The organism is Mycolicibacterium thermoresistibile (genome assembly GCF_900187065.1).
GTDB lineage: Bacteria > Actinomycetota > Actinomycetes > Mycobacteriales > Mycobacteriaceae > Mycobacterium > Mycobacterium thermoresistibile.
Genome location: NZ_LT906483.1, coordinates 364,490 through 390,297, shown reverse-complemented (window position 1 = coordinate 390,297; position 25,808 = coordinate 364,490). Strand labels below are relative to the sequence as shown.

Genomic DNA, 25,808 nt, shown 5'->3' with positions numbered 1-25,808 from the left:
AGCTGTCAGAAAGGGGTGTGACCGGTGCAGAGAACACGAACTGCGCGGTCGGGGTGACCGCGCAGTTCGGGTAACGAGATCAGTTGAAGAAGTCGAGGTTGGGGCCTGGATCGAACGGCTCCTGGTCGGCGCTGCTGCCGGAGCCCGACGGGTCTGAGACGATCCCCGTCCAGTCGTCGAGCGCCTCCGCGTCGACATGCTGGCCGGCATGCTCGTCGGCACTGTCGATGACCTGGTCGAGCTGCGGCGACAGTTTCTCGTCGACCGGCAGTGTCGACGCCGCACCGCCCTGCCCGGGCTCCCCCGCGTCGATGACTCCGGCGTCGATCACCGGAGCGGACCAGGTGCCGTCGCCGATCACCGGTTCGGGCACCGTCGGTTCGGGGAGGGGCGCGGCGAATGCGTCGAACGCCGCGGTGGCGGCGCCGCTGGCCCACACATTGCCGGCCGCCTCGGTGCCCGGGTCGGCGCCACCGAACGGACCCACCCCGGCCGACCCGCCCATCGGCATGGATTCCGTCACCACCGGGATGAGATTGTCGACGTCCGCGCTGGTGACCCCGGTGAGGTTGGCCTCTGCGATGGCGCGGTCGGGGTCGGCTGCATAGCGTGCAGCGGCATCGGGATCCCGCACCAACGACATCACGAAGTCGAGAAGCGAGTTGGCCATCCGCACACCTGCCTTGTTTGCCCTCATCACCCCGACCAGGGGCAACCTGCGATGAGCCCGATGCTATCGACGCCGACACCCATTGGGATCGGTGCCGATCCCACCTCCGCCCCCGCGCCGTTAGGGGATTGGCCATTAGGGGCTCGACGCGCGTAGGGGGTTGGTCCGTGACGGTAGGGGTGTCGGCCGCTATCGTGAAACCGGCCCGCATCAGGAGCCGGACTGCACCGGATTGCAGGGAGGGTATGTATGACCGACCCACTGGGCTTGTCGGTCGGGATGACGAACCTCGTGGCGGCACGCATCGGACAACCACCGGTTCTGCGGCGCGCCGTCCTGACGATGTTCGGCGACCGCCCTCCGGAAGTGGGGGTGCCGGACCCGGGTGCCGGCTCCGTCGACGGTCCCGCGCCCGGCCTCGGTGGCGGCATGGTGCTCAGCGGTTTCGTGGAGCGGATCGGCGACCCGGTGCCGCTGGTGGCCGCCGACGGCACGGCGCACCGGGGCGAGCGGGTGCTGGTCGAGGCGCTCGACGCCATGGCCCGGCAGGTGGGCTACGGGGCACCGATCGCAGTCGCGATTCCGGCCCACTGGGGTCCGGGCACCGTCGGCGCGCTGCGCGGGGCGCTACGGGACAAACCCAGCCTGTGCCCCGACGGCCTCCCGCCGGCCCTGGTTCCGGATTCGGTGGCCGCGCTGGCGGCGCTGCAGGCCGCGCCGGGTCTCCCCGCCGAGGGGGTGATCGTGCTGTGCGACTTCGGCGGCACCGGCACCAGCATCTCGCTGGCCAATGCCGGGTCGAATCTCGACGCCATCGGCGACACCGTGCGCCACACCGAGTTCTCCGGCGACCTGATCGATCAGCTGCTGCTCGACCATGTCCTGGCCGGGGCGGCGGCCGATGCCGAAGCCGACCCGGCGGCCACCGCCGCGGTGGGGGCGCTGGCCCGGTTGCGGGAGGACTGCCGGCGGGCGAAGGAGCGGTTGTCCGCCGACACCGTCGCGGTGGTCCCGGTGGCGCTGCCGGCATTCCAGTCCGACGTCCGGGTGACCAGGCCCGAACTGGAACAGCTCATCGCCGGCCCGCTGGCCGGGGTGCTCAATGCGATCGATGACACGTTGCAGCGCAATCAGATTGCGCCACAGCGTGTGACCGCGGTGGCCACCGTCGGTGGCGGCGCCGCGATCCCGTTGATCACCCAGCGGCTGTCGGAGCGGTGGCGGGCGCCGGTCATCACCACACCGCAACCGCAGTTCAATGTGGCGGCCGGTGCGGCGCTGATCTCCGCCCGCGGCGGCGACGCCGATGCCCCGACCGGTCTGGCGCCGGCCGCCGATGTGCCGACCGCCATGTCCTCGGCGGCGTGGGCCGCGGGCGCGGCCGGCCTGGCAGCCTCCGAGTCGGCGTCCGACGGGGCGGCGTCGGCGACCTTCCGGGCGCTGGCCTGGTCGCAGGACGACTCGCCCGCCGAGGAACCGGTGCCCTACACCGGCGCCGATTACAGTGCGGGCGGCGCCGCGACCGGCGCCCGGCCCCCGGTCGACTTCACCGATGACACCGGCGGATACCAGGCCGAGCCCGCCCCGCTGCCCTGGTACAAGCGCCCGCCGGTGCTGTTCGCATTCGCCGCGGCGGCCGCGCTCGCGGCGATGGGCGGCCTGGCCTACACGCTGACCAGCGCGACGAGCGATTCCACGCCGGTCACCGAGACGGCCACCGAGTTCTCCGAACCCCCGCCCGGCGACGCTCCGCCCCCACCGAACACCCCGCAGACCGTGACGGTCACCGGCTCCGACGGCCGGCCCAGCACGAGCGTCATCCCGCCGCCTCCGCCGCCGCCGGAGTCCACCACGACCACGACCGAATCCCCGACGACGACCACCACGACCACCACGACGACGACCACCACCACGACGACCACGACGCAGCCGACCACCACCACCACGACGCGGACCACCACCAGTCCGCCACCCACGACCACCCAGCCGCCACCCACGACCACCCAGGCGCCGCCGCCGACCACGACGGTCGTCCCCGATCCGGGCGGGGGGGACGACTCCGGCGACACCGGTGGTGGCGGGGGTGGTGGCGGCGACGACATCTGACCGGCGACCGCACGATGACGAAGACTCCGGCGCCGGTCGAGTTGTCCGGAATACCTCCGGCAGCACGGGATTTCGTGGCAGCACTGGCGGCCGCGCCGACGACCCCGGTCAAGAAGATGGTGACCGGCGGGATCGGTACCGGGAAGAGCACGGTGCTCACCGCGGTCCGGGACATGCTGCGGGCCGCCGGCGTCGAGGTGATCACGTGGGCGCCCAAACCCGGCGACCCGGCCGGGACCGCGATCGTCGTCGACGATGTGCACCTGCTCGACGACGACGATCTGAGCCGGCTGACCGAACGGGTGACCGACACGGCCGCGACCGTGATCGTGGCCGCCGAGCCGCTGGCCCACCACGCCGGGCTGCGCGGCCTGACCACGGTGCTGGAGCGGGAGAATCCGCTGACGCGGTTGCGGCCGTTGACGCTGCCGGAGCTCACCGAGTCGGCCGCCACGATCCTGGGCGCCGGCCCCGCACCGGACGTGGTGCGGACCGTGCTCTCGGCCACCGCCGGACTGCCCTTTCTGGTGCGCCCGGCGCTGGCCGCGCTGGGCACCGCCACCGGGGAGCCGGTCGCCGCGGTCGTCACCCGCGCCGCCCGGGTCGCCCTCGTCGACCGGCTCCACCGGCTCGACGAACCGGTCCTCGACACGCTGTTGATCTGTTCGCTCAGTCCGGATCTCGGCCCCGACGATGTGGCGGCGGCGCTGAAGGTGTCCCCGGACACGGCCGCTGCCCTGGTGGACCGCGCCCGCGCCACCGGTCTGCTCGATCCGTCGTTGAGCGGCGGTTTCCTGCAGACGGTGCACCGCGGGGTGGCCCAGGTCAGCGGCGCCGCACGGCACCACGACATCGAGCTGGCACTGCTCGCCTCTCAGATCGAGATGTCCACCCTGTCAGCGGATCTGGCGCTGCGGATGGCCGAGCACGGGCTCCACGACGACCGGCTCGCCGAGGCGCTCGCCGACCTGGCCGCGCGCACCCGCGGACAACCGGCCCGGGCGGCACGGCTGTACCGGGCCGCCGCCGGGGCCGGGGCCACCGCACTGAGCGCACGCCTCGCCGATGCGCTGGCCTTGAGCGGCGACTGCACCACCGCCGCCCGACTCGCCGATGATCTGCTCACCTCCTCCGACCCGGCCGAACGGGCGGCCGGCGTCCGGATCGGCGCCAGCATCGCCGTCCACGACGGCAGCGCCGGGCAGGCCGCGGAGCTGTTCCGCTGGCTCGGCCCCTATCCGGATGCGTTCGTCAGCGCGGCCGGTGCGGTGGTGTCGATCGCCGCCGGGGATGCGGCCGCGGCGCGCGCCGCGCTCGGCGCCGAGAACGCCGGACCGCCGACCACGACCGCCCGCGCGGCGCGCAGCATCGCCGACGGCCTGCTGGCATCGCTGGACCAGCCGTATCCGAGCGCCGTGGCTCGGTTGAGCCAGGCGATCAGCGTGGCCGATCAGCAACCGCCCGGCGTCGCGCCGGACAGCCCGGCGGCGCTGGTCACCCTTGCCGCGCTGCACGGGGGAGACCCGGTGCGGGCGCGCAGTGTGATCAGCCGGGCGGTGCGCGCCGGCGCCCCGCCCCCACACCGATCCGGGACGACACCGGACCCGGGAACCGGGATCTCGGACGCCGCCTTCTTCGACCACCGGCACCGCCTGTTGCTCGGCTGGGTGCGGATGCTCGACGGGCAGTTGTCGGCGGCGGGCGCCGACGTCGCCCGGCTGCCGTTGGCCGACCTGCACCGCCGCGACGCGCTGTGGGCGGCCGCACTGCAGACCGCGATCGCCCGCCGCGGGGGTGACACCGGCGCCATGCAGAAGCACTGGTACACCGCGATGGAGGTGCTCGCCGAGTATTCCGTCGACCTGTTCTCGCTGTTGCCGCTCGGCGAGTTGTGGGTGGCGGCCGCGCGGATGCGGCAGATCGACCGGCTCCGGCACCCGCTCGACGAGGCGTTCGGGCTGCTCGACGCGCTCGGCAATCCGGTGCTGTGGTCAGTTCCGCTGCACTGGGCCGGGGTGCACGCCGGCATCCTGGCCAACGCGCCGGACGCGGTGGCGCCGCACGGTCAGGCGCTCACCGCGGCCAGCCGCGACGAGGCGGCCGACAGTGCGTTCGCCAAGGTGCTGGCCCACGCCGGGCGCACCTGGTTGCGGGTGCTGGCCAACCATGTCGAGGCCGACGAGGTGACCGCGGCCGCGCGGGCACTGTCGCAGGTCGGTTTGACCTGGGACGCCACCCGGTTGGCCGGTCAGGCCGCCCTGCACACCCCCGACAGCCGGGTGTCGGCGGCCATGCTGCAGTTGGCCCGCGACCTCAAGCAGACCGTGGACAACCAGGAACCGGCCGAGTCCGCCGACGCCCCCGAGGTCGCCCGGGCACCGCTGGCCGCCGCGGCGGCGGCGACCCGTCCGGCAGCGAAGCTGTCCGAACGGGAACGCGAGGTCGCCGAACTGCTCCTGCGCGGTCTGCCCTACCGGGAGATCGGCAACCAACTGTTCATCTCGGCCAAGACCGTCGAACACCACGTGGCGCGCATTCGGCGCCGGCTCGGCGCCGAATCCCGCTCGGAGATGCTGTCCATGCTGCGCGCGCTGCTGGAACCGGCGGGATCCGAGCCGACCTGACACGGTCGATGTCAGCCACCCGAACCGCCCCGACCGACGAGTCGATCACGGCCCCGCCGGGTATCCCCGCACGTGACTCGCGAGTGACTTAGGTAAGCCTTTGTAGCGGCGCCTGTCGCCGAGATGACACTATGAGCTGGCATCGAGCACATGTTACTGACCAGTAACAAGACGTAAGTTACCGACTGGTAACTTAACTAGCGGGAGGCATGCGGTGGATACGCAAATGCTGATCAGGCTCATCGTCGGGTTGTCGATGACCGCGATAGTGCTGGTCTTCGCCGCCCGGCGGGTGCTGTGGCTGACCAAGCTGATCCGCTCCGGCCAACCGGTCAACGAGTGGGCCGGCCGCACCGAGAACCTCGGTGCGCGTGTCCTCACGCAGGTCAAGGAGGTGTTCGGGCAGACCCGGCTGCTGCGCTGGTCGATCCCCGGCATCGCCCACTTCTTCACGATGTGGGGCTTCTTCATCCTGGCCACGGTCTACCTGGAGGCCTACGGGCTGCTGTTCGACCACGACTTCCACATCCCGATCATCGGTCGCTGGGATGTGCTGGGCTTCCTGCAGGACTTCTTCGCCGTCGCGGTACTGGTCGGCATCATCATCTTCGCGATCATCCGGGTGCTGCAGGAGCCGAAGGAGCACGGCCGTGCGTCCCGTTTCTACGGCTCGCACACCGGCGGCGCCTGGCTGATCCTGTTCATGATCTTCAACGTCATCTGGACCTACGCGCTGATCCGCGGCGCGGCGGTGAACACCAACGCGCTGCCGTACGGCAACGGCGCCTTCTTCTCCCAGCTGATGGGCGTGATCATGCGTCCGCTGGGGCCCGAGGTGAACGCCTGGGTCGAGACCATCGCCCTGCTGCTGCACATCGCGGTCATGCTGGTGTTCCTGCTGATCGTGCTGCACTCCAAGCACCTGCACATCGGCACCGCCCCCATCAACGTGCTGTTCAAGCGGATGCCGGACGGCCTGGGCCCGCTGCTGCCGATCGATTACCAGGGCAAGCCGATCGACTTCGAGGATCCGCCAGAGGACGCGGTGCTGGGCCGCGGCAAGATCGAGGACTTCACCTGGAAGGCCAACCTCGACTTCATCACCTGCACCGAGTGCGGCCGCTGCCAGTCGCAGTGCCCGGCCTGGAACACCGGTAAGCCGCTGTCGCCCAAGCTCGTCATCATGAACCTGCGCGACCACATGTTCGCGAAGGCGCCGTACCTCCTCGATGAGAAGCCGCGCCCGGAGGAGGGTTCGGTCGACTTCGCCGAACTGGGCGACAAGCTGCGGGGCCACGGCGTGCCCGAGGACGGCTTCGCCCGCATCGAGGGCTCCGGCCCGGAGCAGGCGCTGCGTCCGCTGGTGGGCACCGCGGAAGAGGGCGGTGTCATCGACCCGGATGTGTTGTGGTCCTGCACCACCTGTGGAGCGTGTGTGGAGCAGTGCCCGGTGGACATCGAGCACATCGACCACATCGTCGACATGCGCCGCTACCAGGTGATGATGGAGTCCGAGTTCCCGGGTGAGCTCGGCGTGCTGTTCAAGAACCTGGAGACCAAGGGCAACCCGTGGGGCCAGAACGCCAAGGACCGGACCAACTGGATCGATGAGGTCGACTTCGATGTGCCGGTCTACGGCAAGGATGTCGACAGCTTCGAGGGCTTCGAGTACCTGTTCTGGGTCGGCTGCGCCGGCGCCTATGAGGACCGCGCGAAGAAGACCACCAAGGCGGTCGCCGAACTGCTGGCCGCCGCCGGGGTGAAGTTCCTGGTGCTCGGCGAGGGCGAGACCTGTAACGGTGACTCGGCCCGCCGCTCCGGCAACGAGTTCCTGTTCCAGCAGCTGGCCGCGCAGAACGTGGAGACGCTCAACGAGCTGTTCGAGGGCGTCGAGCGGGTGGACCGCAAGATCATCACCACCTGCCCGCACTGCTTCAACACGCTGGGCCGGGAGTACCCGCAGGTCAACGGCAACTACACGGTGCTGCACCATACCCAGCTGCTCAACCGGCTGGTCCGGGACAAGAAGCTGATCCCGGTCAAGCCCGCCGACGGCGGTACGGAGATCACCTACCACGACCCGTGCTACCTGGGCCGGCACAACAAGGTCTACGAGGCGCCGCGCGAGCTGATCGGCGCTTCCGGGGTGAAGCTGACCGAGATGCCGCGGCACGCCGACCGGGGCCTGTGCTGCGGTGCGGGCGGTGCGCGGATGTGGATGGAAGAGCACATCGGCAAGCGCGTCAACACCGAGCGCACCGAGGAGGCCATGGACACCGCCTCCACGATCGCGACCGGCTGCCCGTTCTGCCGCGTGATGATCACCGACGGTGTCGACGAGGTCGCCGCCGCCCGTGAGGTGGAGAAGGCCGAGGTGCTCGACGTCGCTCAGCTGCTGCTGAACGCGCTCGACAAGAGCACCGTTACGCTGCCGGAGAAGGGCACCGCGGCCAAGGAGGCCGAGGAGCGGGCCGCCAAGCGGGCCGAGGCCGAACCCGCGGCCCCGCAGCCGGCGGCGCAGGCGGCCACCGCCACCGAGGCCCCCGCCGCGCCCGAGGCGGAGGCGAAGCCGGCACCGGCGGCGGCGCCGAAGCCGGTCAAGGGGCTCGGCATCGCCGGCGGCGCGAAGCGTCCGGGTGCGAAGAAGACGGCGGCGGCCGCGGCCGACGGCGAGAAGACGGGCGGCGCTCCGGCCGCCAAGGGGCTGAGCATCGCGGCGGGCGCCAAGCGGCCCGGCGCCAAGAAGACCGCACCGGCCGGCCAGGCCGACTCCGGCACCGCCGAGACCGAGACGCCGAAGCCCGAACCCGAGGTCAAGGGGCTGGGGATCGCCGCCGGGGCCCGTCGTCCCGGCGCCCGGAAGGCCACTTCCAAAGCCGACACCGCCAGAGCCGACACCGCCAAGGCCGACACCGCCGACACCGCGGCGGCCGAGACCCAGGCGCCGGCCCAGCCCGAACCCGAGGTAAAGGGGCTGGCCATCGCACCGGGTGCGCGCCGCCCGGGTGCCAAGAAGGCGCCGGCCACACCGGCACCCGCCCCGGCCGAGCCCGCTGCCCCGAAACAGCCGGAGGCATCGGACACGGCGGGACAGGCCGAGCAGGCCGGGTCCGCCGAGGAGAAGCCGCAGCCTCCGGTCAAGGGGCTGGGTATCGCGAAGGGCGCCCGGCCACCCGGTAAGAAGCGCTGAGACCGAAAAGGGGCCGTCCCCGCCGGAGTATCCGGCGGGGACGGCTTTTCTCGTCGACCGGGTGCGGACTCAGCCGATGCGGCGGAGCTGGAAAGGCTGCTCGCTGATGTGGCCGCCCGGACAGCCGTAGTTGGAGTCGCTGGCGACGGTGCCCTGGAGGGTGATCGGGTCGAGCGAGATCGTGATGTAGGCGGGTGCGTAGCTGCCGTCGTCGCACACCGCGCCGTCCGGTTTGGTGACGATGAAGTGGTAGCGGCCACCGTGGTAGGTGGCGACCTTGGTCCAGCCCTGGTTGCTGGCTACGGTGGCCGTGCACCGGCCCTCCACACAGTTCGACGAGATCGTCCACACCATCTCGTCGTCGCCACCGACGAAAGTGCCGTTGAGCTGGGGTGGATCCGCCGCCGCCGGCCCGGCGAATCCCAGTCCGGCGGCCCCGAGAACGGTGGCTCCGGCGACTGCGGCGGCGCCCAGACCGCGTGTGAGCAACGTCATGGTCGGTGTGTGACGATCGATCATGACGGTCAAGCTAACAGTCGATTCGCGCACTATCCGGGATGCTGAGGGGGTTATGCGCATCGTGTCCTGCGAGTATCCTGCGAAGATCGGCCCAGAGGGAGAGTCCGACAGCAAAGTCGCTGTCATGGCGGGCCGGAAAATGCTTTGCACCGGGATGGAAGAATCGTCGACGTGACCTCGCACCAGCTGCCCGCTGAGAAGACGTGGCAGGGCTACAGCGCCCACGGCCCCCACGGCCATCCGTCGCGTCCGCGCACGTTCGCGCAGTCGTCCAAGTTGCAGGACGTGCTCTACGAGATCCGTGGGCCGGTACACGATCATGCGGCGCGGCTGGAGATGGAAGGGCACCGGATCCTCAAGCTCAACATCGGCAACCCGGCGCCGTTCGGGTTCGAGGCCCCCGATGTGATCATGCGCGACATCATCCAGGCGCTGCCGTACGCGCAGGGGTACTCGGACTCCAAGGGCATCCTGCCGGCCCGCCGTGCGGTGGTCACCCGTTACGAGCTGGTCGAGGGTTTCCCGCCGTTCGACGTCGACGACGTGTACCTGGGCAACGGGGCGTCCGAGCTGATCCAGATGACGCTGCAGGCGCTGCTGGACAACGGCGACCAGGTGCTGATCCCGGCGCCGGACTATCCGCTGTGGACGGCCTGCACCTCGCTGGCCGGCGGCACCCCGGTGCACTACCTGTGCGACGAGACCCAGGGCTGGAACCCCGACATCGAGGACCTGGAATCCAAGATCACCGAACGCACCAAGGCGATCGTGGTGATCAATCCGAACAACCCGACGGGCGCGGTGTACACCCGCGAAACCCTCGAGCAGATCGCCGAGCTGGCCCGCAGGCACCAGTTGCTGCTGCTGGCCGACGAGATCTACGACAAGATCCTCTACGACGACGCCAAGCACATCTCGATGGCGGCGGTGGCCCCGGATGTGTTGACGTTGACGTTCAACGGCCTGTCGAAGGCCTACCGGGTGGCCGGTTACCGCTCCGGGTGGCTGTGCATCACCGGGCCCAAGGAGCACGCGGCCAGCTTCATCGAGGGCATCAGCCTGCTGGCCAACATGCGGTTGTGCCCGAATGTTCCTGCGCAGCACGCGATCCAGGTGGCACTCGGCGGGCATCAGAGCATCGAGGAGTTGGTGCTGCCGGGCGGGCGATTGCGCGAGCAGCGCGATGTGGCCTGGGAGAAGCTCAATGAAATCCCCGGTGTGTCCTGCGTGAAACCGCAGGGCGCGCTGTATGTGTTCCCGCGGCTGGATCCCGAGGTCTACGAGATCCACGATGACGAGCAGCTGGTGTTGGATCTGCTGCTGCAGGAGAAGATCCTGCTCACCCAGGGCACCGGCTTCAACTGGCCCACCCCGGATCATCTGCGGATCGTGACGCTGCCCTGGGCACGTGACCTGGCGAATGCGATCGAGCGGCTCGGCAACTTCCTGGTGAGCTACCGCCAGTAGGCTGACGCACCCGTTACGGTCGCCCCTACGGTGAATGCCGTGACGCACTCGCACTCCCACAGCCATACCGGTCCGGCTCCGCTGGGTCCGCCGGCGGCCCGGCTGGTGGTCGCCGCCCTGGTCCTGATCGCGCTGGCCACGGTGGCGGGCGCGGTGTTGTTGTGGCCCAGTGGTGAGAAGGCCGAGATCCCGCTGCCGTTTCAGGACGCCACCGGCGGTGCGGTCACCACCGAAGCCGGCCGGGTGCTGTCCAGCACGCTGGCCACCTGCGGCAGCCCGTCGGTCGGGGCGGTGCTGACCACCACACCGCTGCCCGCGCCGGGTGACGGCGGGCAGTGCGTTCAGAACCTGATCGCCATCGAGTCCGGCCCCAACAGCGGCGCGCGCACCGTGCTCGAGTTCAGCGGTGGGCCCGGCCAACCCGAGCTGGCGCCCGGGGACGAGATCCGCATCAGCCGTCAGGTCGACGGCGACACCGGGGTCACCACCTACGCGTTCTACGACTACGCCCGGGGCCTGCCGCTCGCCGTGTTGGCGGCCGCATTCGCGGTGGTGATCGTGGCCGTCGCCCGGTGGCGGGGGCTGCGCGCGCTGCTGGGGATCGTCATCGCCTTCGGCGTGCTGGTGGTGTTCCTGCTGCCGGCGCTGCGCGATGGCGCACCGGCGGTCCCGGTCGCCCTGGTCGGCTCGGCGGCGATCCTGTTCGCGGTGCTCTATCTGGCGCACGGGGTGAGCCTGCGGACCAGTGCCGCGTTGCTGGGCACCCTGATGTCGCTGCTGCTGGCGGCGTTCCTGTCCTGGGCGGCGATCGAGCTGCTCCACCTCACCGGGCTGTCGGAGGACCAGAACAACGAGGTGGCAGCCTATCTGGGCAATGTGTCGATCACCGGTCTGCTGCTCGCCGGTTTCATCATCGGCTCACTGGGTGTGCTCAACGACGTGACGATCACCCAGGCGTCGGCGGTGTTCGAGCTGGCGAATCTGGAGGGCAGCTCCCGGCGCGCCGCATTCGTGGGTGCGATGCGTGTCGGCAGCGACCACATCGCCAGCACCGTCTACACCCTGGTGCTGGCCTACGCGGGCAGCGCGCTGCCGCTGCTGCTGTTGTTCAGCGTGGCGGACCGGTCGTTGACCGATGTGCTCACCAGCGAGCTGGTGGCCATCGAGGTCGCCCGCTCGGCGGTCGGCGGTATCGCGTTGGCGTTGTCGGTTCCGCTGACCACGGCGATCGCCGCGGTGCTGGCGACCCCGAAATCGCGCGCCGGCGCGCCTCATTCCACCAGGTCGGCCTCGGTGAGCCCGGTGGCGCGCAGGGCGGAGCCCAGGTCGTCGTGACGGAACACCGACACCACGTCATCGTCGACGACCCGGAACGCGGTGGCGGCCGGCGCCGCCTCCCGCCCGCCGGCCGCGATCTGCTCCTCGACCACCACCACGTTGTCGTGGACGTACATCCGTCCGGGCAGGGCGGTGATTCCGGTCGAGTTCAGCCATTCCAGCAACGCCTGGTGGCCCTGCCGGGCGCCCTGGGAATCGCCGACCTCGATGTCGGGGCTGGACAGCTGCAGCAGCGTGTCGAAGTCCTTCTCGTTGAGCGCGTCATGCCATGCCAGCACGGTTGCCATCGCCGATGTGGTCATGGTCGCAAACCTACGTGACCGGACGCCGTCTCACCGCACACCGGGGTTCACGGGGCCGTCCGGGTTCACAGCGAGGTGTTGGCCAGCCAGCGCTCCCACACCGCGATGTCGCCGTGCAGCTCGACCCCCAGATCGTCGACGGTGCGGCGGCGGGACAGCGCCAGGAGCAGATCGGTGGCCGGACCCCGCAGGGCGACATCGCCTTTGCCGTGCTCGTGGGTCCAGTCCAGACCTTCCTCGTCGCTGGTGATCAACCACTCCCCCACCGCACCGAGGCCGGCGTCGGTGGCGTGCAGATGCAGGCTCCGGCCGCGCTCCAACGGCAGCTGCGTCCGACGGGCCTGCACCGCCATCAGCTCGATCCATTCGCTGATCGCGTCGGCGGCGAGCTCGGCCGGCAGGGTGTACTCGGCGCCCAGCGCCAGCGCCGCGTCGGCGCGGTGCACCGTGGTCTCGTGCACCCGTCGGCGCACCCACCATCCGGCGGGCCGTGGCCCCAGGAAGGTCCACACCCGGGCGCCCGCGCCCACCGCTTCGACGGCGTCGAGCACCAGTTGGGCGCCGCCCTGCAGCCACCGCAGCGCCGCCTCGATGTCCTCCGGTGGTTTGCCGTCCCGCACCGCGCGGGGGTCGAGTGGTTCGGAGAGCCGGTCGGAGACGATCTGGGCTGCCCACCGGTGGCCGCGGCCGACATGCCGGAACAGCTGCCGCAGCGTCCACTCCCCGCACGTCGGGACCGGGGTCTGCGGATCGCCGGACCGGATCAACTCGCCGAACGCGCGGGTCTCGTCGAGCAGCACCTGCCGGAAGTCCACGTTATGAACCTACCGTGGTCCGGGCCGGGCCGAGCGTGATCGGCAGCGACGCCCAGCCGCGCAGCACCCGGGTGTCGCGGCGGTCGCCGCCGCCGGCCGACCGGGCCTTTGGGTAGCGCTGGAAGAACGTGCGCAGCCCCACCTCGCCTTCGGCGCGGGCCAGCGCGGCGCCCAGGCAGAAGTGCCGGCCGCCGGAGAACGACAGGTGCCGGTGCGCGTTCGCGCGTTCGATGTCGAAACGGTGTGGGTCGGCGAACACCTTCGGGTCGCGGTTGGCGCCGGCGAGGTGGATGATCACCATCTCCCCGCGCCGCACCGCGGTGCCGGCGATGTCGGTGTCGACGCGGGCGACCCGCGCGGTCATCTGCACCGGTGGATCCAACCGCAGGATCTCCTCGACGGCGTTGGGCCACAACTCCGGTCGCGCGGCCAGGGTGTCGAGGTGTCCGGGCGTGTCCAGCAACATCCGGATGCCGTTGCCGAGCAGGTTGACCGTGGTCTCGAAGCCGGCGGCGAGCACCAGGCCGGCCAGCGCCTCCAGCTCCCGTTCGGTGGTCTCGGCGTCAGCGGCCTGGATGAGCTGGCTCAGCAGGTCCTCACCCGGATCGCGGCGCAACCGCTGCAGGTGTGCCGTGAGCCAGGTGTTGAACCCGACGATGCCTTCGCGCACCTGCCGGTACTGCCGCCACGAAAGGCCGATGTCGAGGCTGGGTGCGCCCAGCTCGCCGAAGTGCAGGATGCGGTCCCGGTCCTCGTCGGGAACGCCGAGGATGTCGCTGATGACCGCGATCGGCAGTTGTGAGCAGTACCGGTCGATGACGTCGACGACGTCGGACGCGCCGACCTCGTCGAGCCCGTCGAGCAGGTCGAACGCGGTCTGCTGAAGGCGCTCCTTGAGCGTGGCGACCGCTCGGGTGGTGAACACCGACGACACCAGTTTGCGCAGCCGGGTGTGGTCGGGCGGTTCGATCGACAGCAGCGACGGCGGCTGGATCGGGTGCAGGTGGCCGGTGTCGGCCTTGGCCGCGACCCACCGCAGTGGTGCGGGCAGATTGCCGCCCAGCTCCGACACCCGGAAGTCGTCGGAGCGCAGCAGTTCGTTGGCGACGCCGTGGTCGAAGGTCAACAGCGCCGCCCGCCCCCGGATCAGCGGCCCGCGGCCGCGCAACTCGTCGGCGAAGGCCGCCGGATCGGCGCGGACCGCGGGGTCGGCGATCAGCCGGGCCTGCGGGTCCCCGCGCCGGGCGCCGTAGGCAGTCAGCGCCCGGATCACACCGTGCAGGCTCAACCAACGAATCCAAGGCCGCATACCCCGAGCTTACGGGGTGTTCACGGGGTGCGGCCGAGGCAGAACACCTTCCAGCCGGCCCGCTGCCACCGTCGGACGTCGAGGCAATTCCGTCCGTCGACAATCACTTTGGCGCGCACGATGTCGGCCAGCTCGGCCGGGTTCAGGTCGATGAACTCCTGCCATTCGGTGAGCACCAGCACCGCGTCCGCGCGGTCGCAGGCCTCGGCCACCGAGGTCGAGTAGGTCAACGTCGGGAACACCCGCCGCGAGTTCTCCATCGCCTTGGGGTCGTAGACGGTGACAGTGGCGCCGTTGAGTTGCAGCATGCCGGCGACATTGAGCGCCGGGGAGTCCCGGACGTCGTCGGAGTCCGGTTTGAACGCCGCCCCCAGGACGGCGATGTTGGCGCCGAGCAGTGATCCGCCGCATGCGGTGGTGGCCAACTCCACCATCCGGGCCCGGCGGCGCATGTTGATGCTGTCCACCTCGCGCAGCAACGTCAGGGTGTGGTTGGCGCCCAGCTCACCGGCGCGGGCCATGAACGCGCGGATGTCCTTGGGCAGGCATCCGCCGCCGAAGCCGAGTCCGGCGTTGAGGAACCGCCGCCCGATGCGGGGGTCGTGGCCCAACGCGTCGGCCAGGGTGACCACGTCCGCCCCTACCGCCTCGCACACGTCCGAGATCGCGTTGATGAACGAGATCTTGGTCGCCAGAAAGGCGTTGGCGGACACCTTCACCAGTTCCGCGGTCTGCAGGTCGGTCGACAGCCACGGCACCCCGTCGCCGAGCAGCGGTGCGTAGAGCTCCCGCAGCATGGGTTCGGCGCGCACCGAATCGGGTGGTGCGCCGACGACGATGCGGTCGGGGTGCAGGGTGTCGCGCACCGCGAAGCCCTCGCGCAGGAACTCCGGATTCCACGCCACCTCGACGTCGACGCCGGTGGGCGCGAGCCGGCGGGCCCGCTCGAGCAGGTCGCGGGCGGTGCCGACCGGCACCGTGGACTTGCCGACGATCACCGCCGGCCGCCGCAGCCGCGGCACGAGGGTGTCGACGACCGCATGCACCTGGGTCAGATCGGCGCTGTAGTCGCCCCTCTGCTGTGGGGTGCCCACACCCAGGAAGTGCAGGTCGGCGAAGTCCGCCGCGGCGTCGTAGTCGGTGGTGAACTGCAGCCGGCCGGTGGCGAGGTTCTCGGTCACCAGTGCCCGCAGCCCGGGTTCGTAGAACGGCACCTCACCGGCGGCGAGCTTGGCCACCTTGCCCGCGTCGACGTCGACCGCGATGACCTCGTGGCCGAGTGCCGCCATGCCGGCGGCGTGGGTGGTGCCGAGGTATCCGGCGCCGAAGACGGTGCATCGCATACCGCCATCTCTAGGCGGCCGGAGTGAGCGGACCGCGACGGCGGCCTGAGCGGTGCCCCAACGGCAGGTGACGAACCGGCGCCACCTCAGCCGAACGGCCAGAACGGGATGTCGCCGTCACCGCCGCGGGATCCGCCGCCGCGGGATCCGGAGTCGGACCCGCCGCGGGAGCCCGGTCCGGACCTGTCGGAATCAGACCCGGGGCCCGAGTCGGAGTTCGATCCCCGGCCCTCGCGCGGCAACGGCCAGCCCTGCGACGGGGCCCGGGTCGGCGCGGGCGGGGTCCAGGTGGGCGCTGGTGGTGTCCACGTCGGCGCCGGCGGGTCGTAGGTGGGGGGCGGCGGGGTCCACGTCGGCCGCGGTGGGGTCCACGTGGGTGCGGGTGGGGTCCGCGTGGGCGCGGGCGGGGTCCATGTCGGCCGCGGTGGGGTGTAGGTGGGCCGGGGCGGCACGTAGGTGGGGCGGGGCACCCAGTTCGGGAACTGCGAGCGCGGCCAGAACACCACCGGCGGCTGCGGCGCCGGCGGCACGACCACCGGAGCGGGAACCGGGGCGGGCGCCACCGGAGCAGGTGCCGGCGCGGCCGGCGGGGGAGCCGGCGGCGGGGCGGCCGGAGCCGGGGCGGGTGCCTGCGGGGCCGGGTTGGCCCGTTCCACGAACACGGTGCGCGGCGCCTGCGGGGCGGGCGCCTGCGGGGCCTCCTGCACCACCGGCACCGGCGCCGGGATGGTCTCGGCCGGTTCGGACGGTTGCACCGGCAGCACCGGCTGGGCCGACGGCAGGGCCTCCGGAACGGTCTCGGGCTGCACCGGCGCCGCCACCCCGGGAGCCAGGGCGCTGTCGGCCGGGCTGGGCCGCTGATCGACCGTAGGGCGGATGCTCACCGCCAGCGACACGACCAGCGCCACCACACCGACCACGAAGATCGACGTCAGGGCGCTGCCCACCAGCAGGAACGGCTTGCGGTCCTCATCGACCGGCGGTTCACCGGGCACCGGTGACGGGGCCGCGCCGCCGATCGACGCCAGCTGGGTCTGGGCCCCGGCGAAGGCCGCGTAGGCGGCATAGGGATGTCCCCCGGCGGTGGCAGCGTCGGCGCCGAAGCCGGCCGCGTACACCGATGCGGGGACGGTGGGCCCGCCGTCGGGCACCTGCGAATAGGCCAGACCGACCGTGGACGGCTCGAACGTCGGCGCGTTCGCGGCCGCCAGGGCGGCGCCACGGCACAACGCCAGGTCGGACTCCTCCGGGGCGTGCACCGGCAACCTGAGCAGTTTGTCCAGGTGGGCCTTGAGCTCGCTGATGTCCACCCCGGACCCGATGAGGAACATGCCCTGCGGCGGGGAGTCCTGCCCGTCGACCGTCAACGCCATCTCGGTCAGGGTCGCCATCGCGTCCGCGTTGTGCAGATCGCGGCTCAGCACCTTGACCACCGAGCCGTCGTCGGTCTGCACCACCGCCATGGTCGCGGTGTCCCGCTCGATGAAGAACAGCGCGGTGGTGTCGTAGCCGACGCGCCGACCGACGGCCTGGGCCAGCGCCCCGGCAGCGTGCAGTTCGGACACCAGCATGACGTCGTCGAGACCACGGGCCGCCAGGGCCTCGCGCAGGGCGGCCGCCTCGGCGTGGTCGCTCCACGCCACCCCGATCGAAATCAGGCGGTGGCCACCGGCTGCCGCGCTCTCCTGGGTGCCGAGCACCGCGGCGACCACCTGCTCGGCCGCGCTCGGCGTTGCCGAGCCGTCGACCGCGGAGATGTCGAAGACGTCGTGGTCGACGGTGACCCCGTCCGCCTTCTCCCCTTCGACCAGCACCATGCGGACCGTCGTCGGTGTCATGGACACACCGAGCACGATGTCCACAATGCCCTCCAAACCCTTTGCTACGCTGCCTATGTCATCCGGTCGAGCCCACCTCACCGAAGGCCGGGCATCATGTGTTTCATCGTCGGAACCGTCTGTGGCGTTACAGTTCCCGGCATTAGCTGAACAGTCTGTGCGCATCAGCGTGCGCAGCTCTCACCCCTCAGCCGAAGCCGTACCTTCGACCCTACTCGCCCGGCGGCGCCGCAACGAGACGTCCGCAGACGTCCCGAGGATTCGACAGGATGATTCGCCGGATCGGGGCGTCAGGGTTGGGGCCGTATCGATTTGACGAAGTTCTGGTACGAGCGTGACGGCGTCGGGCCGCGCTGCCCCTGATACTTCGACCCCGCCTGGGTGCTGCCGTACGGGAATTCGGCGGGGCTGGTGAGCCGCAGCAGACACAGCTGGCCGATCTTCATTCCCGGCCACAGCGTGATCGGCAGGTTGGCGACGTTGGACAGCTCGAGGGTGATGTGGCCGCTGAACCCCGGATCGATGAACCCGGCGGTCGAGTGGGTGAGCAACCCCAACCGTCCCAGCGAGGACTTGCCCTCCAGCCGGCCGGCCAGATCGTCGGGCAGCGAGCACAGTTCCAGCGTCGACCCCAGCACGAACTCGCCGGGATGCAGCACGAACGGTTCGCCGTCCTCGGCCTGCACCAGGCTGGTCAGCTCATCCTGGCGGATCGAGGGATCAATATGGGTGTAGCGGGTGTTGTTGAAGACACGGAAGAGATTGTCGAGCCGTACGTCGATGCTGGACGGCTGCACCAGGGAATCGTCGAAGGGTTCGAGGGCGAGGCGTCCGGCGGCGATCTCGGCCCGAATGTCACGATCGGAGAGCAGCACTCGATGAGCGTATCGGCTCGGGGTGCTAGCCTTCATGACCAGCAGCACCTGCTGCGCTGTGCCGGTGTAGTTCAATGGTAGAACTCTTGCTTCCCAAGCAAGCGGCGCGGGTTCGATTCCCGTCACCGGCTCCAACCGCCGTGACCTCGGCTTTCGGGGCGTTTCGGACGGTCTTCCCGCTCGGCTCCGCCCCCGGTGCCCCCTGTTTTCCCCGCCGACCTCGGTCTTCGACGGCCGGATTTCGCGGCTCCGACCGGACGGGTACCCTCGGACCGGACTGAAAGCCGTTTGGGAGCCTTTATGGACTTTGTGCTCGGTCTCTCGGTGACCTCCGCCGGTACCCGCGCGGTGCTTGTCGAAGGGGCCGCAGGCGACGGCGCGACCCTTGATCAGTTCAGTTCGGCGACCACCGACGATCTGGTCCTCGCGCTGTCCGAGAACCCCACGTTCGGCCCGGCCCTGAACGCGGCCGCCTCCGGGGACGGGATCTCCACCATCGGCGTCACCTGCAGCCACGACGCCACGACCGCCGCCGGGCTCGTCGTCGACGATCTGCTGGCCCGCGGCTGCCGGAATGTCGTCTCGGTCTCCGAACTGGACGCGGCCGAGGCGTTGGCCACCGGCCTCGCCGACCTCGCCGGTTACACCGAGATCGCGGTGTGCATCGCCGAACCCGATGACGCCGTCATCGCCGTCGTCGGCGCCGACGACGTCGTGCTGGACGGCATCGGCCGGGCCGCTGCGCCGGCGCCGGAGAACATCGCCGACCACCTGCTCACCACCCTGGGCGACACCGCCGCGACGCCGCAGGCGGTGTTCGTCGTGGGTTCCGCGCCGGACGTCGGCGACGTCGCCGCCGCGCTGGAGGCAACGCTCGAGGTACCGGTCCTCTCGGCGCAGGAAGGCGATCTGGCGCTGGCCCGGGGTGCGGCGCTGGCGTCGGCGCGATCCGCCGCCGTCGCGTACCCGCCCGCCCGGCCGCTGCGGCTGACCAGGGTCGGCGTGCTGAGTTCGGTGCTGGTCGCCGCCAGCCTGACGTTCGTGGTGTCGCTGTCGCTGGCGTTGACTCCGCAGCCGGCCTCCGAGCAGCGCGCCACGTCCCCCACCGCCGGGGACGCCCGTCCGGTGGCCGGCCCGCCGTCGGCGCCGAAGGTCGTGCCGTCCGCGCCCGAGGCGCCGCCGCCCGCACCGGAGGCACCGCCGGCCCCACCCCCGGAGGCACCGGAGATCCTGCCCGAGCAGCTCGAACCCGAGCAGGTGGCCCCGGTCCGCGAAGTGGCCTCCGCACAACAGCGGTGGCAGGCTCCGGCCGCACCACCGCCGGCCCCGGAGGCGCCCGCACCGGCCCCGCCGCCGGCCGCACCGCCGCCCGCGCCGGAGAATGTCGCGCCGGCTCCGGTGTACACCCCACCGGAGCCCGCCCATGTGCCGCCGGCGTCCGAGTACACGCCGCCCCAACCACCGGCTGTCCAGCCGCCGGGATACGTTCCACCGCCGGTCGATCCGGCGCCTCAGCCCCGGCTGCGGGACCGCATCATCGAACGCATCCCGATCCTGAACCGGTTCCACGAGCCGCAGTTCCCGGGCTGATCCGTCGGACGCGCCGGCCGCGCCGGGTCAGGATTTCTGCCAGAGGCAGTCACCGCCCAGGGTGATGGTGAACATCAGTGGGAGAACCTCGAATTCGAGCGGTTCACCGAGTTCACCGACCGTGGCCCGGGGTTCACCGACCTCACCGGCCCGCACCACGACGGCCTGTTCGGCGCGACAGCGGGCGGCCGGATCCAGTGGATAGCCGATCCACTTGCCGGACAACATCTCCGGGTTGCGCCGCCCTTGGCCGGACAGCGTCAACCCGGACCCTGCGCTCACCCAGCGGTCACTGTTCGGATAGGGGTCGGTGAACGACTCCCACCGGTATTCACCGGAGTCGTTGCGGCACTGCAGCGTCTGACCGTCAGCGAGTCGGGTGAGCGCGGCCGCGACCGACTCGGCGCACGGCCCGCCCGCCGACGGTGCGGGCAGTTCCACGACGGGATCCGGCCTGACACAACCCTGCACGGCAAAAACGCTGGCCGACAACATGATCGACGCGACCGTAGATACCGTCCGCTGGCTCATGGGGCGTACCCTACAGCGACCCGCCGTCCGGTCGGTTCACTCCCCTTCCGGCGGCGGTTCGGTGACGGTGACGGTCGTGGTGCTCACCGTGGTGCTCACGGTCGTGCTGACCGTGGTGCTCACGGTGGGTTCGGGTGTCGTGGTCGTGGTCACGGTCGTGGTGGTCGGCGGCACCGTGCTCGTCTCGGTGACCGTCACGGTTTCGGTGACCCGTTCGGCGGTCGTCGCCGTGGTGGCCGGGGCCGTCGGGGTGATCGGCGTCAACGGGGCCTCGGTGCTGCCGGGCACGTCCTCGGAGCCGGTGCGGAACACCGCCCAGACGATGAACACCAGGAGCAGCGCCGCCAGGACACCGGCGGCGAACATGGCCGCCGGGGTGCGGTACCACTTGGGGGCTTCGGGCTCCGGCGGCCCGCCCGGGGCCGGGTACGGGTCCTCGGCGTAATAGCCGCCGTCGTCGGGCGGACCGTAACGTGTCACGGGTTCCGATGGTAACGGCGCCGCGGGCGTCCCGGGGCTGATTCGCACCGACTGCAGACCGGCTCCGGATCGGCTCCGGACGACCACTGAAATCGGCTGTCGCAAGCAGGTTCTGCGTCAGCCGTCCGGTGGCGGCGGCAGGTCGTCGGGGAGTTCGATGCGCCAGCCCGGCGTCACCCCGCGAACGTCGAACTGACCGCGGTTGACCTCCAGGGCGATGCGGTACGGCGCATCCGGCGGATACGACGGACACGGGTCGGCTCGGCACGGTTGCATGTCGACGATCGAGCTGATCACGCCGTCCGAACCGGCGTAGGCGATCGACAACGGCAGCACGGTGTTCTTCATCCAGAATCCCCCGGTGCGCGGCGTGGCGAACCGGAACAGCATGCCGGCGTCATCGGGCAGATCGGTGACGCCCATCAGCCCGCGGGTGCGCGACACCTGGTCGACCGGGTCGTAGACGCGGAAGGTCACCGTCCGCCGGTCGGGGCCGGGGCCGCCGTCGGGGGGCCGCAACGACACCCGCAGCTGACGATGCCGCACCGGCGGGGCGTCCGGATCGGTCGCCTCGATCGCCGGCACCAGGTGATCTTCACCGTGGTCCGCCCCGGCGGACGGTTCGTCGGAGACCGTCGCCGAGCAGCCGATCCCCACTGTCAGGACCATGGCTCCGACCACACCGCGCCGCATGTTTGCGAGGATAGGCGCACGATGAGGACAGCAAACCCGTGGCGGCATCCGTTTCTGGTGCCGCCGACCGAGAAGCCCCGCGCCGAGGGGCGCGTTCACCTGCCGACCGGCCGTCGACTCGGATTCGCCGAGTTCGGCGATCCGGCTGGCGTACCCGTGGTGTGGCTCCACGGCACCCCGGGCGGCCGGCGCCAGTTCCCGTTGACCGGGCGGCGCGCGGCCGAACAACTCGGTCTGCGGGTGGTGCTGCTGGAACGCCCGGGAGCGGGCCTGTCCGATCCGTACCGGTACCGGTCGGTGGCGGACTGGGTGACCGACGTGACCTACGTGGCGGACGCCATCGGCGCCGAACGACTGGCGGTGGTCGGCTTGTCCGGCGGCGGTCCGTACGCGCTGGCCTGCGGCGCGGTGGCGCCGCTGGCGGAACGGGTCAGGTCCATCGCGGTCCTGGGTGGGGTGACGCCGTCGGTGGGGCCGGACGCGTCGGCGACCGGCGCCATCGAGTTGGCCCGGCGCTTCACCTCTTTGTTGGGGACGCTGCGCGGACCGCTGGCCACGACACTCGCCGGCCTGGTGACGCCGGTGCTGCCGTTCGCCCACTTCGCCTGTCAGGCCTACGCCAGCATCAGCCCGGAGAGTGATCGCCGGGTGCTCCACGACCCGGAGATGGAAGCGATGTTCATCGACGATCTGGTGCTGGCCGCCCGTGGCGGCCTGCGGGCGATCGTCGACGATGCCCGGCTGTTCGGCCGCGACTGGGGATTCCGGCTCGCCGACGTCAGGGCGCCGGTGCGGTGGTGGCACGGCGACAGCGACCACATCGTGACACTCACCGATGCCCAGAAAGCCGTCGAGCGGTTGCCGGACGCCGAGTTGGTGCTGCGACTGGAGGAGAGCCACCTCGGGGGTTTCGCCGCCGCCGACGAGGTGCTCACGTTCGTGCGGGAGAGCCTGTGACGGGACAGGCCCGCCGGCTGCGCTCAGCGTCGCATTCCTGAGAAATAGTTATGAACCCGACAACGCTGTGCATATCGCCGACCATGCACATCGGCTCCTGAATGACATTTCAGCAAATTCATCAGTCTATATTGACGGTTGCGCATACTGCCTTGAACTGTATGGATACTGATCTTGGCCGTATTTCAGCTATTCGCTTTTGGTAGATGAAACGCCCCTTGCGTTGCTAAGCTCCCCGCCGAACACTGAGAAGACCCTTAGAGGGGGCGGGGTGGGCTCACAGCGCAGGACACGGGCGGGGCACTACTTCACGAAGGCGACGCTGGCGGGCGGGGTCGCGGCATCGGTGACGGCACTGACGTTGGGGCTGGCGGCGCCATCGGCGACCGCCGCCGCAACGCCGGCAGGTGCCGACGCGGTTCAGTACGTCGACAAATCCGGCCGGATCATCCCGACCGCCGTGGCGGAGGCCCTCGCCGAGGTGCTGCGGGCATACGCCGAGGGCGCCCCGCCGACCCGTTTCCCGGCGGAACTCCGGGCGCTGTTCGAGGATCTGGACCAGCTCGGTCCCGAACTGCTCTCGGCCCTCGGGAGCGAGGAGAACGTCGGGTATCTGCGCTCACTGGACTTCGGCTTCCTGTTCGAGGACCTGGGACTCGACCTTCCCGACCTGGGCGATCTGCTCACCGCGATCCCGGCCTCGTTCCCCATCGGCGAGGAGGAGGAGATCGCTCTCCCCCTCAACATCATCACCACCGGCGCGCCGTTCGGGGCGCTCAGCCTCCTCGGCCTGAATCCGCTGTGGGCGCCGGGTCTTCCCGACGCGATCGCCCGCGACATCAACGGCACGCCGTACGCGGATATCGACACCACCCTCCGGGTGCCGCCGACGACCATCGTCTTCACCGAAGAGCAGTATCAGCAGTTCCGGCAGCAGGCCTACGACCTCGCTTACAACGAGACGTACGACGCCCTCTGCCCCAGTGGCTGTTCGGGTTTCGGGGAAACCGGAGCGCGACTCGCAGCGCAAGCCGCGGGGTCGGCAGCTCGTGCCCTGGTTCCACGGGAGATCACCGCCGGCGCCGAGGCTCCCCTCGCACTCCGCAACTACCGCATTCCCATCGTGCTCGGATTCGGATTGGGCTCACTCGCCGCGGGGATGGCCTATCCGCAGGTGGTGGCCGATCTGGCGAATCAGCCCGGAGGAACCGGGGAGACCGCGGCAGACGGTTCCAGCCTGACGATCCTGCCGTTGATCCTGCTGCGGAACCCGGGCCGGGCCAACGGCGGCATCGCCGCCCGCTTCGGGTCATTCGCCGATCTGATCGGGTTGAACACCGTCACCCCTGACATGGACGTCGAACGCGACGGCGACGCGGTGCTGGTTCCGGTCAAGCTCGACGCGACGGTTGAATTCGACCCGCTGTCCGACTTCCCGGCCTGGAAGAACCCGTTCTCACTGGCGAATTCGGCTGCGGCGCTGGTTTTTCCGACGTACATCCTGCGCGGCACAGACATCGACAACCTCGATGACACCGTGGGCCGGGTCCTCGAACCTGTCCTCGGCAGCGTGCTCGGCAATGTGCTCTCCGCGGTCATCGGCGACGGTGTCGGTGTCGACGTCTCCACCGAGCTGCTCGGTTTTCCGGTGATCCTTCCCCTCAACCTGTCTCGGGACCTGCTGCTGGATCTCGCCGGCGACCTGCTCCCCGACGAGTTCGCTCTCGACATCCCGGATGAGGGTTTCGAGGCGCTCAACGAGTACCTCACGCTGCGGTCCGGGGCACTGCCACTGCTCGAGCCGTTCCGGATTCCGGTGGACCTGCTCAACATCGCGACCGGCGGCAACTTCAGTAACCCGTTCGCCGACGCGGTCGAGGATGCGCTGCGCATCCTGGTCAACCTCGGCTACACCGACGTCGATCAGGACAACGGATACCGGCGCACCCACGATCAGGCGGGTCTGAACGCCGACGGCGGCGGCGTTCCCTTCGGCACCCGGCCCGACATCGACTGGGCACGGGTACCCGAGGACGTCGTCACCGCGTTGGTCGCAGGTATCCAGCGGGAATTCCTCGGCGGTGGCATCCCGGGCATCAACGATGCGCCCCGACGCAATCCGATCGCCGATGTGCTGACCGCGCTGGGACTTCCCGCCTCGCTCGAAGGCCTGCGCGACCTCGGTGACCTGATCGACCGGTTCCCCGGCTTCGGCGACATCGTCGACGGTGTCTTCGGTGGGGGCTCCGGTGGGTTCTCCGGTGGGCTGCCCTCCGCCACGTCACTGCCGGACACCGATGCGGTGCGTGCGGTCACCCTGATCCAGCCGGCGGCCACGGAATCCGCTACCCCGCAATCATTGCCGGTTCAGGAGACCGTGCCGACCGGTTCCCGGACCGTGACGGCAGAGAAGGCCGTCACGCCTGCACCGCCGGCACCGCCGGCGCAGGCGGCTTCGGCCCGGACCGATGACGCCGCCGATGATGCCGGGGACACCGTGACACCCGGGAAGCGGACTCGACTCAACGTGATCACCGGACGCGGCGATACCGTCACCGAGTCACCGGTTCGCGGCGCGACCACTGACAACCGGGTGGGGGACTCGCTGCGTGACGTCCGTTCCCCGGTGACGAAGACCCCGCAGCAGAGCCGGCCGGGACGGCAGATCAGCCGGCCTGCTGCCACAGACAGTGGCCGGTCAGCTCGATCGAGTACATCGTCGGCGACACCGTGATCTCGGTGGGCTCGCCGGGACGGCCGGTCACCGTCTGTGCGGGTCCCACCTCCCCGGCCCGGAGCACCTCGATCTGTTCGGCCCCGCACCGACCGTCCGGATCCTGCGGATAGCCGGTCCAGCGTCCCGACATCATCTCCGGATTGCGCAGACCCTGACCGCGTAACCGCAGTTCGGGGCCGTAGCTGAACCAGCGGTCGCTCATCGGGTAGGGCGAGTCGTAGGTCACCCAGCGGTAGCTGCCGCCGCCCTGATCGACGCAGACCAGGGTGGTCTCGTCGTCGGGGAGCCGGGTGAGCGCATCGACGAGGTTCAGCGAGCAGTCGGCGTCCGGCTGGGGTGTCCGTGGCGCTGCGTGCGCTGCCACCCCCGGGACGGTCGACAATCCCACGACCACTGCGGCCGCGGTCAGCACCCGACGGCGGTG

At 70.6% G+C, this 25,808-nt stretch carries 20 protein-coding genes and 1 tRNA gene; 9 read left to right on the top strand and 12 right to left on the bottom strand.

Translation table 11 applies throughout. The annotated features are described in order from the left end of the window. Window positions 1–79 precede the first annotated feature (79 nt). Window positions 80–670, bottom strand: a complete 591-nt coding sequence (locus CKW28_RS23895) for an Rv0340 family IniB-related protein (RefSeq protein ID WP_197700608.1) — start codon at window positions 668–670, stop codon at window positions 80–82. Between the two features lie 249 nt (window positions 671–919). On the opposite strand from CKW28_RS23895, the gene CKW28_RS01710 reads away from it, so the two are divergent. From CKW28_RS01710 to CKW28_RS01700, 3 genes are all read left to right on the top strand, one after another. Continuing rightward, window positions 920–2,776 carry an Hsp70 family protein gene (locus CKW28_RS01710; RefSeq protein WP_003927657.1) on the top strand — a complete coding sequence of 619 codons (1,857 nt, stop codon included), beginning with the start codon at window positions 920–922 and terminating at the stop codon, window positions 2,774–2,776. A 14-nt stretch (window positions 2,777–2,790) separates the two neighbouring features. Next, window positions 2,791–5,400: an isoniazid response ATPase/transcriptional regulator IniR gene (gene iniR, locus CKW28_RS01705; RefSeq protein ID WP_040548358.1), complete on the top strand. Its 2,610-nt coding sequence runs from the start codon at window positions 2,791–2,793 to the stop codon at window positions 5,398–5,400. Between the two features lie 226 nt (window positions 5,401–5,626). After that, window positions 5,627–8,590 carry a 4Fe-4S dicluster domain-containing protein gene (locus CKW28_RS01700; RefSeq protein ID WP_003927659.1) on the top strand — a complete coding sequence of 988 codons (2,964 nt, stop codon included), beginning with the start codon at window positions 5,627–5,629 and terminating at the stop codon, window positions 8,588–8,590. Window positions 8,591–8,659: 69 nt separating this feature from the next. On the opposite strand, the gene CKW28_RS01695 is transcribed toward CKW28_RS01700, so the two are convergent. Then, window positions 8,660–9,085, bottom strand: a complete 426-nt coding sequence (locus tag CKW28_RS01695) for a hypothetical protein (protein WP_040548381.1) — start codon at window positions 9,083–9,085, stop codon at window positions 8,660–8,662. Between the two features lie 186 nt (window positions 9,086–9,271). Here CKW28_RS01695 and CKW28_RS01690 point away from each other — a divergent pair, with 186 nt between their 5' ends. Then, window positions 9,272–10,576, top strand: a complete 1,305-nt coding sequence (locus tag CKW28_RS01690) for a pyridoxal phosphate-dependent aminotransferase (protein WP_040548384.1) — start codon at window positions 9,272–9,274, stop codon at window positions 10,574–10,576. A gap of 39 nt (window positions 10,577–10,615) precedes the next feature. Next, a complete protein-coding gene (locus tag CKW28_RS01685; protein ID WP_003927663.1) occupies window positions 10,616–11,911 on the top strand; it encodes a YibE/F family protein in 1,296 nt (431 codons plus the stop codon). On the opposite strand, the gene CKW28_RS01680 is transcribed toward CKW28_RS01685, so the two are convergent. The 6 genes from CKW28_RS01680 to dcd form a co-directional block, all read right to left on the bottom strand. Beyond that, a complete protein-coding gene (locus tag CKW28_RS01680; protein ID WP_003927664.1) occupies window positions 11,848–12,216 on the bottom strand; it encodes a nuclear transport factor 2 family protein in 369 nt (122 codons plus the stop codon). The genes CKW28_RS01685 and CKW28_RS01680 overlap by 64 nt on opposite strands. A 65-nt stretch (window positions 12,217–12,281) precedes the next feature. Then, a complete protein-coding gene (locus CKW28_RS01675; protein WP_003927665.1) occupies window positions 12,282–13,031 on the bottom strand; it encodes a maleylpyruvate isomerase family mycothiol-dependent enzyme in 750 nt (249 codons plus the stop codon). A gap of 1 nt (window position 13,032) precedes the next feature. After that, window positions 13,033–14,340, bottom strand: coding sequence for a cytochrome P450 (locus CKW28_RS01670; RefSeq protein WP_050812094.1), 1,308 nt, complete (start codon window positions 14,338–14,340; stop codon window positions 13,033–13,035). Window positions 14,341–14,360: 20 nt separating this feature from the next. Beyond that, a complete protein-coding gene (locus tag CKW28_RS01665; RefSeq protein ID WP_003927667.1) occupies window positions 14,361–15,683 on the bottom strand; it encodes a UDP-glucose dehydrogenase family protein in 1,323 nt (440 codons plus the stop codon). An 86-nt stretch (window positions 15,684–15,769) separates the two neighbouring features. Beyond that, window positions 15,770–17,545, bottom strand: coding sequence for a DUF7159 family protein (locus CKW28_RS01660; RefSeq protein ID WP_061252295.1), 1,776 nt, complete (start codon window positions 17,543–17,545; stop codon window positions 15,770–15,772). A 266-nt stretch (window positions 17,546–17,811) separates the two neighbouring features. Then, window positions 17,812–18,396, bottom strand: coding sequence for a dCTP deaminase (dcd, locus tag CKW28_RS01655; RefSeq protein WP_003924865.1), 585 nt, complete (start codon window positions 18,394–18,396; stop codon window positions 17,812–17,814). 60 nt (window positions 18,397–18,456) lie between these two features. On the opposite strand from dcd, the gene CKW28_RS01650 reads away from it, so the two are divergent. Beyond that, a tRNA-Gly gene (locus CKW28_RS01650) sits at window positions 18,457–18,530 on the top strand. A gap of 166 nt (window positions 18,531–18,696) precedes the next feature. Further along, window positions 18,697–19,986, top strand: a complete 1,290-nt coding sequence (locus tag CKW28_RS01645; protein ID WP_003924864.1) for a DUF7159 family protein — start codon at window positions 18,697–18,699, stop codon at window positions 19,984–19,986. A 27-nt stretch (window positions 19,987–20,013) separates the two neighbouring features. On the opposite strand, the gene CKW28_RS01640 is transcribed toward CKW28_RS01645, so the two are convergent. The 3 genes from CKW28_RS01640 to CKW28_RS01630 form a co-directional block, all read right to left on the bottom strand. After that, window positions 20,014–20,517, bottom strand: a complete 504-nt coding sequence (locus CKW28_RS01640) for a hypothetical protein (RefSeq protein ID WP_040546468.1) — start codon at window positions 20,515–20,517, stop codon at window positions 20,014–20,016. 36 nt (window positions 20,518–20,553) lie between these two features. Further along, window positions 20,554–20,997 (bottom strand): hypothetical protein, encoded by a 444-nt coding sequence (locus CKW28_RS01635; protein WP_003924862.1) that lies wholly within the window; start codon window positions 20,995–20,997, stop codon window positions 20,554–20,556. A 117-nt stretch (window positions 20,998–21,114) separates the two neighbouring features. Further along, a complete protein-coding gene (locus CKW28_RS01630) occupies window positions 21,115–21,690 on the bottom strand; it encodes a DUF192 domain-containing protein (RefSeq protein ID WP_003924861.1) in 576 nt (191 codons plus the stop codon). 21 nt (window positions 21,691–21,711) lie between these two features. Here CKW28_RS01630 and CKW28_RS01625 point away from each other — a divergent pair, with 21 nt between their 5' ends. Both CKW28_RS01625 and CKW28_RS01620 read left to right on the top strand, forming a co-directional pair. Beyond that, the gene (locus CKW28_RS01625) at window positions 21,712–22,647 is read left to right on the top strand and encodes an alpha/beta fold hydrolase (RefSeq protein WP_003924860.1); all 936 of its coding nucleotides are present in this window, start codon (window positions 21,712–21,714) and stop codon (window positions 22,645–22,647) included. A gap of 271 nt (window positions 22,648–22,918) precedes the next feature. Continuing rightward, on the top strand, window positions 22,919–25,381 hold the full coding sequence (locus tag CKW28_RS01620; protein ID WP_003924859.1) for an alpha/beta hydrolase family protein: 2,463 nt from the start codon (window positions 22,919–22,921) through the stop codon (window positions 25,379–25,381). Here CKW28_RS01620 and CKW28_RS01615 read toward each other — a convergent pair. Continuing rightward, entirely contained in the window at window positions 25,314–25,748 is a 435-nt protein-coding gene (locus CKW28_RS01615; protein WP_234785052.1) for a hypothetical protein, read from the bottom strand. The genes CKW28_RS01620 and CKW28_RS01615 overlap by 68 nt on opposite strands. Window positions 25,749–25,808: the final 60 nt, after the last annotated feature.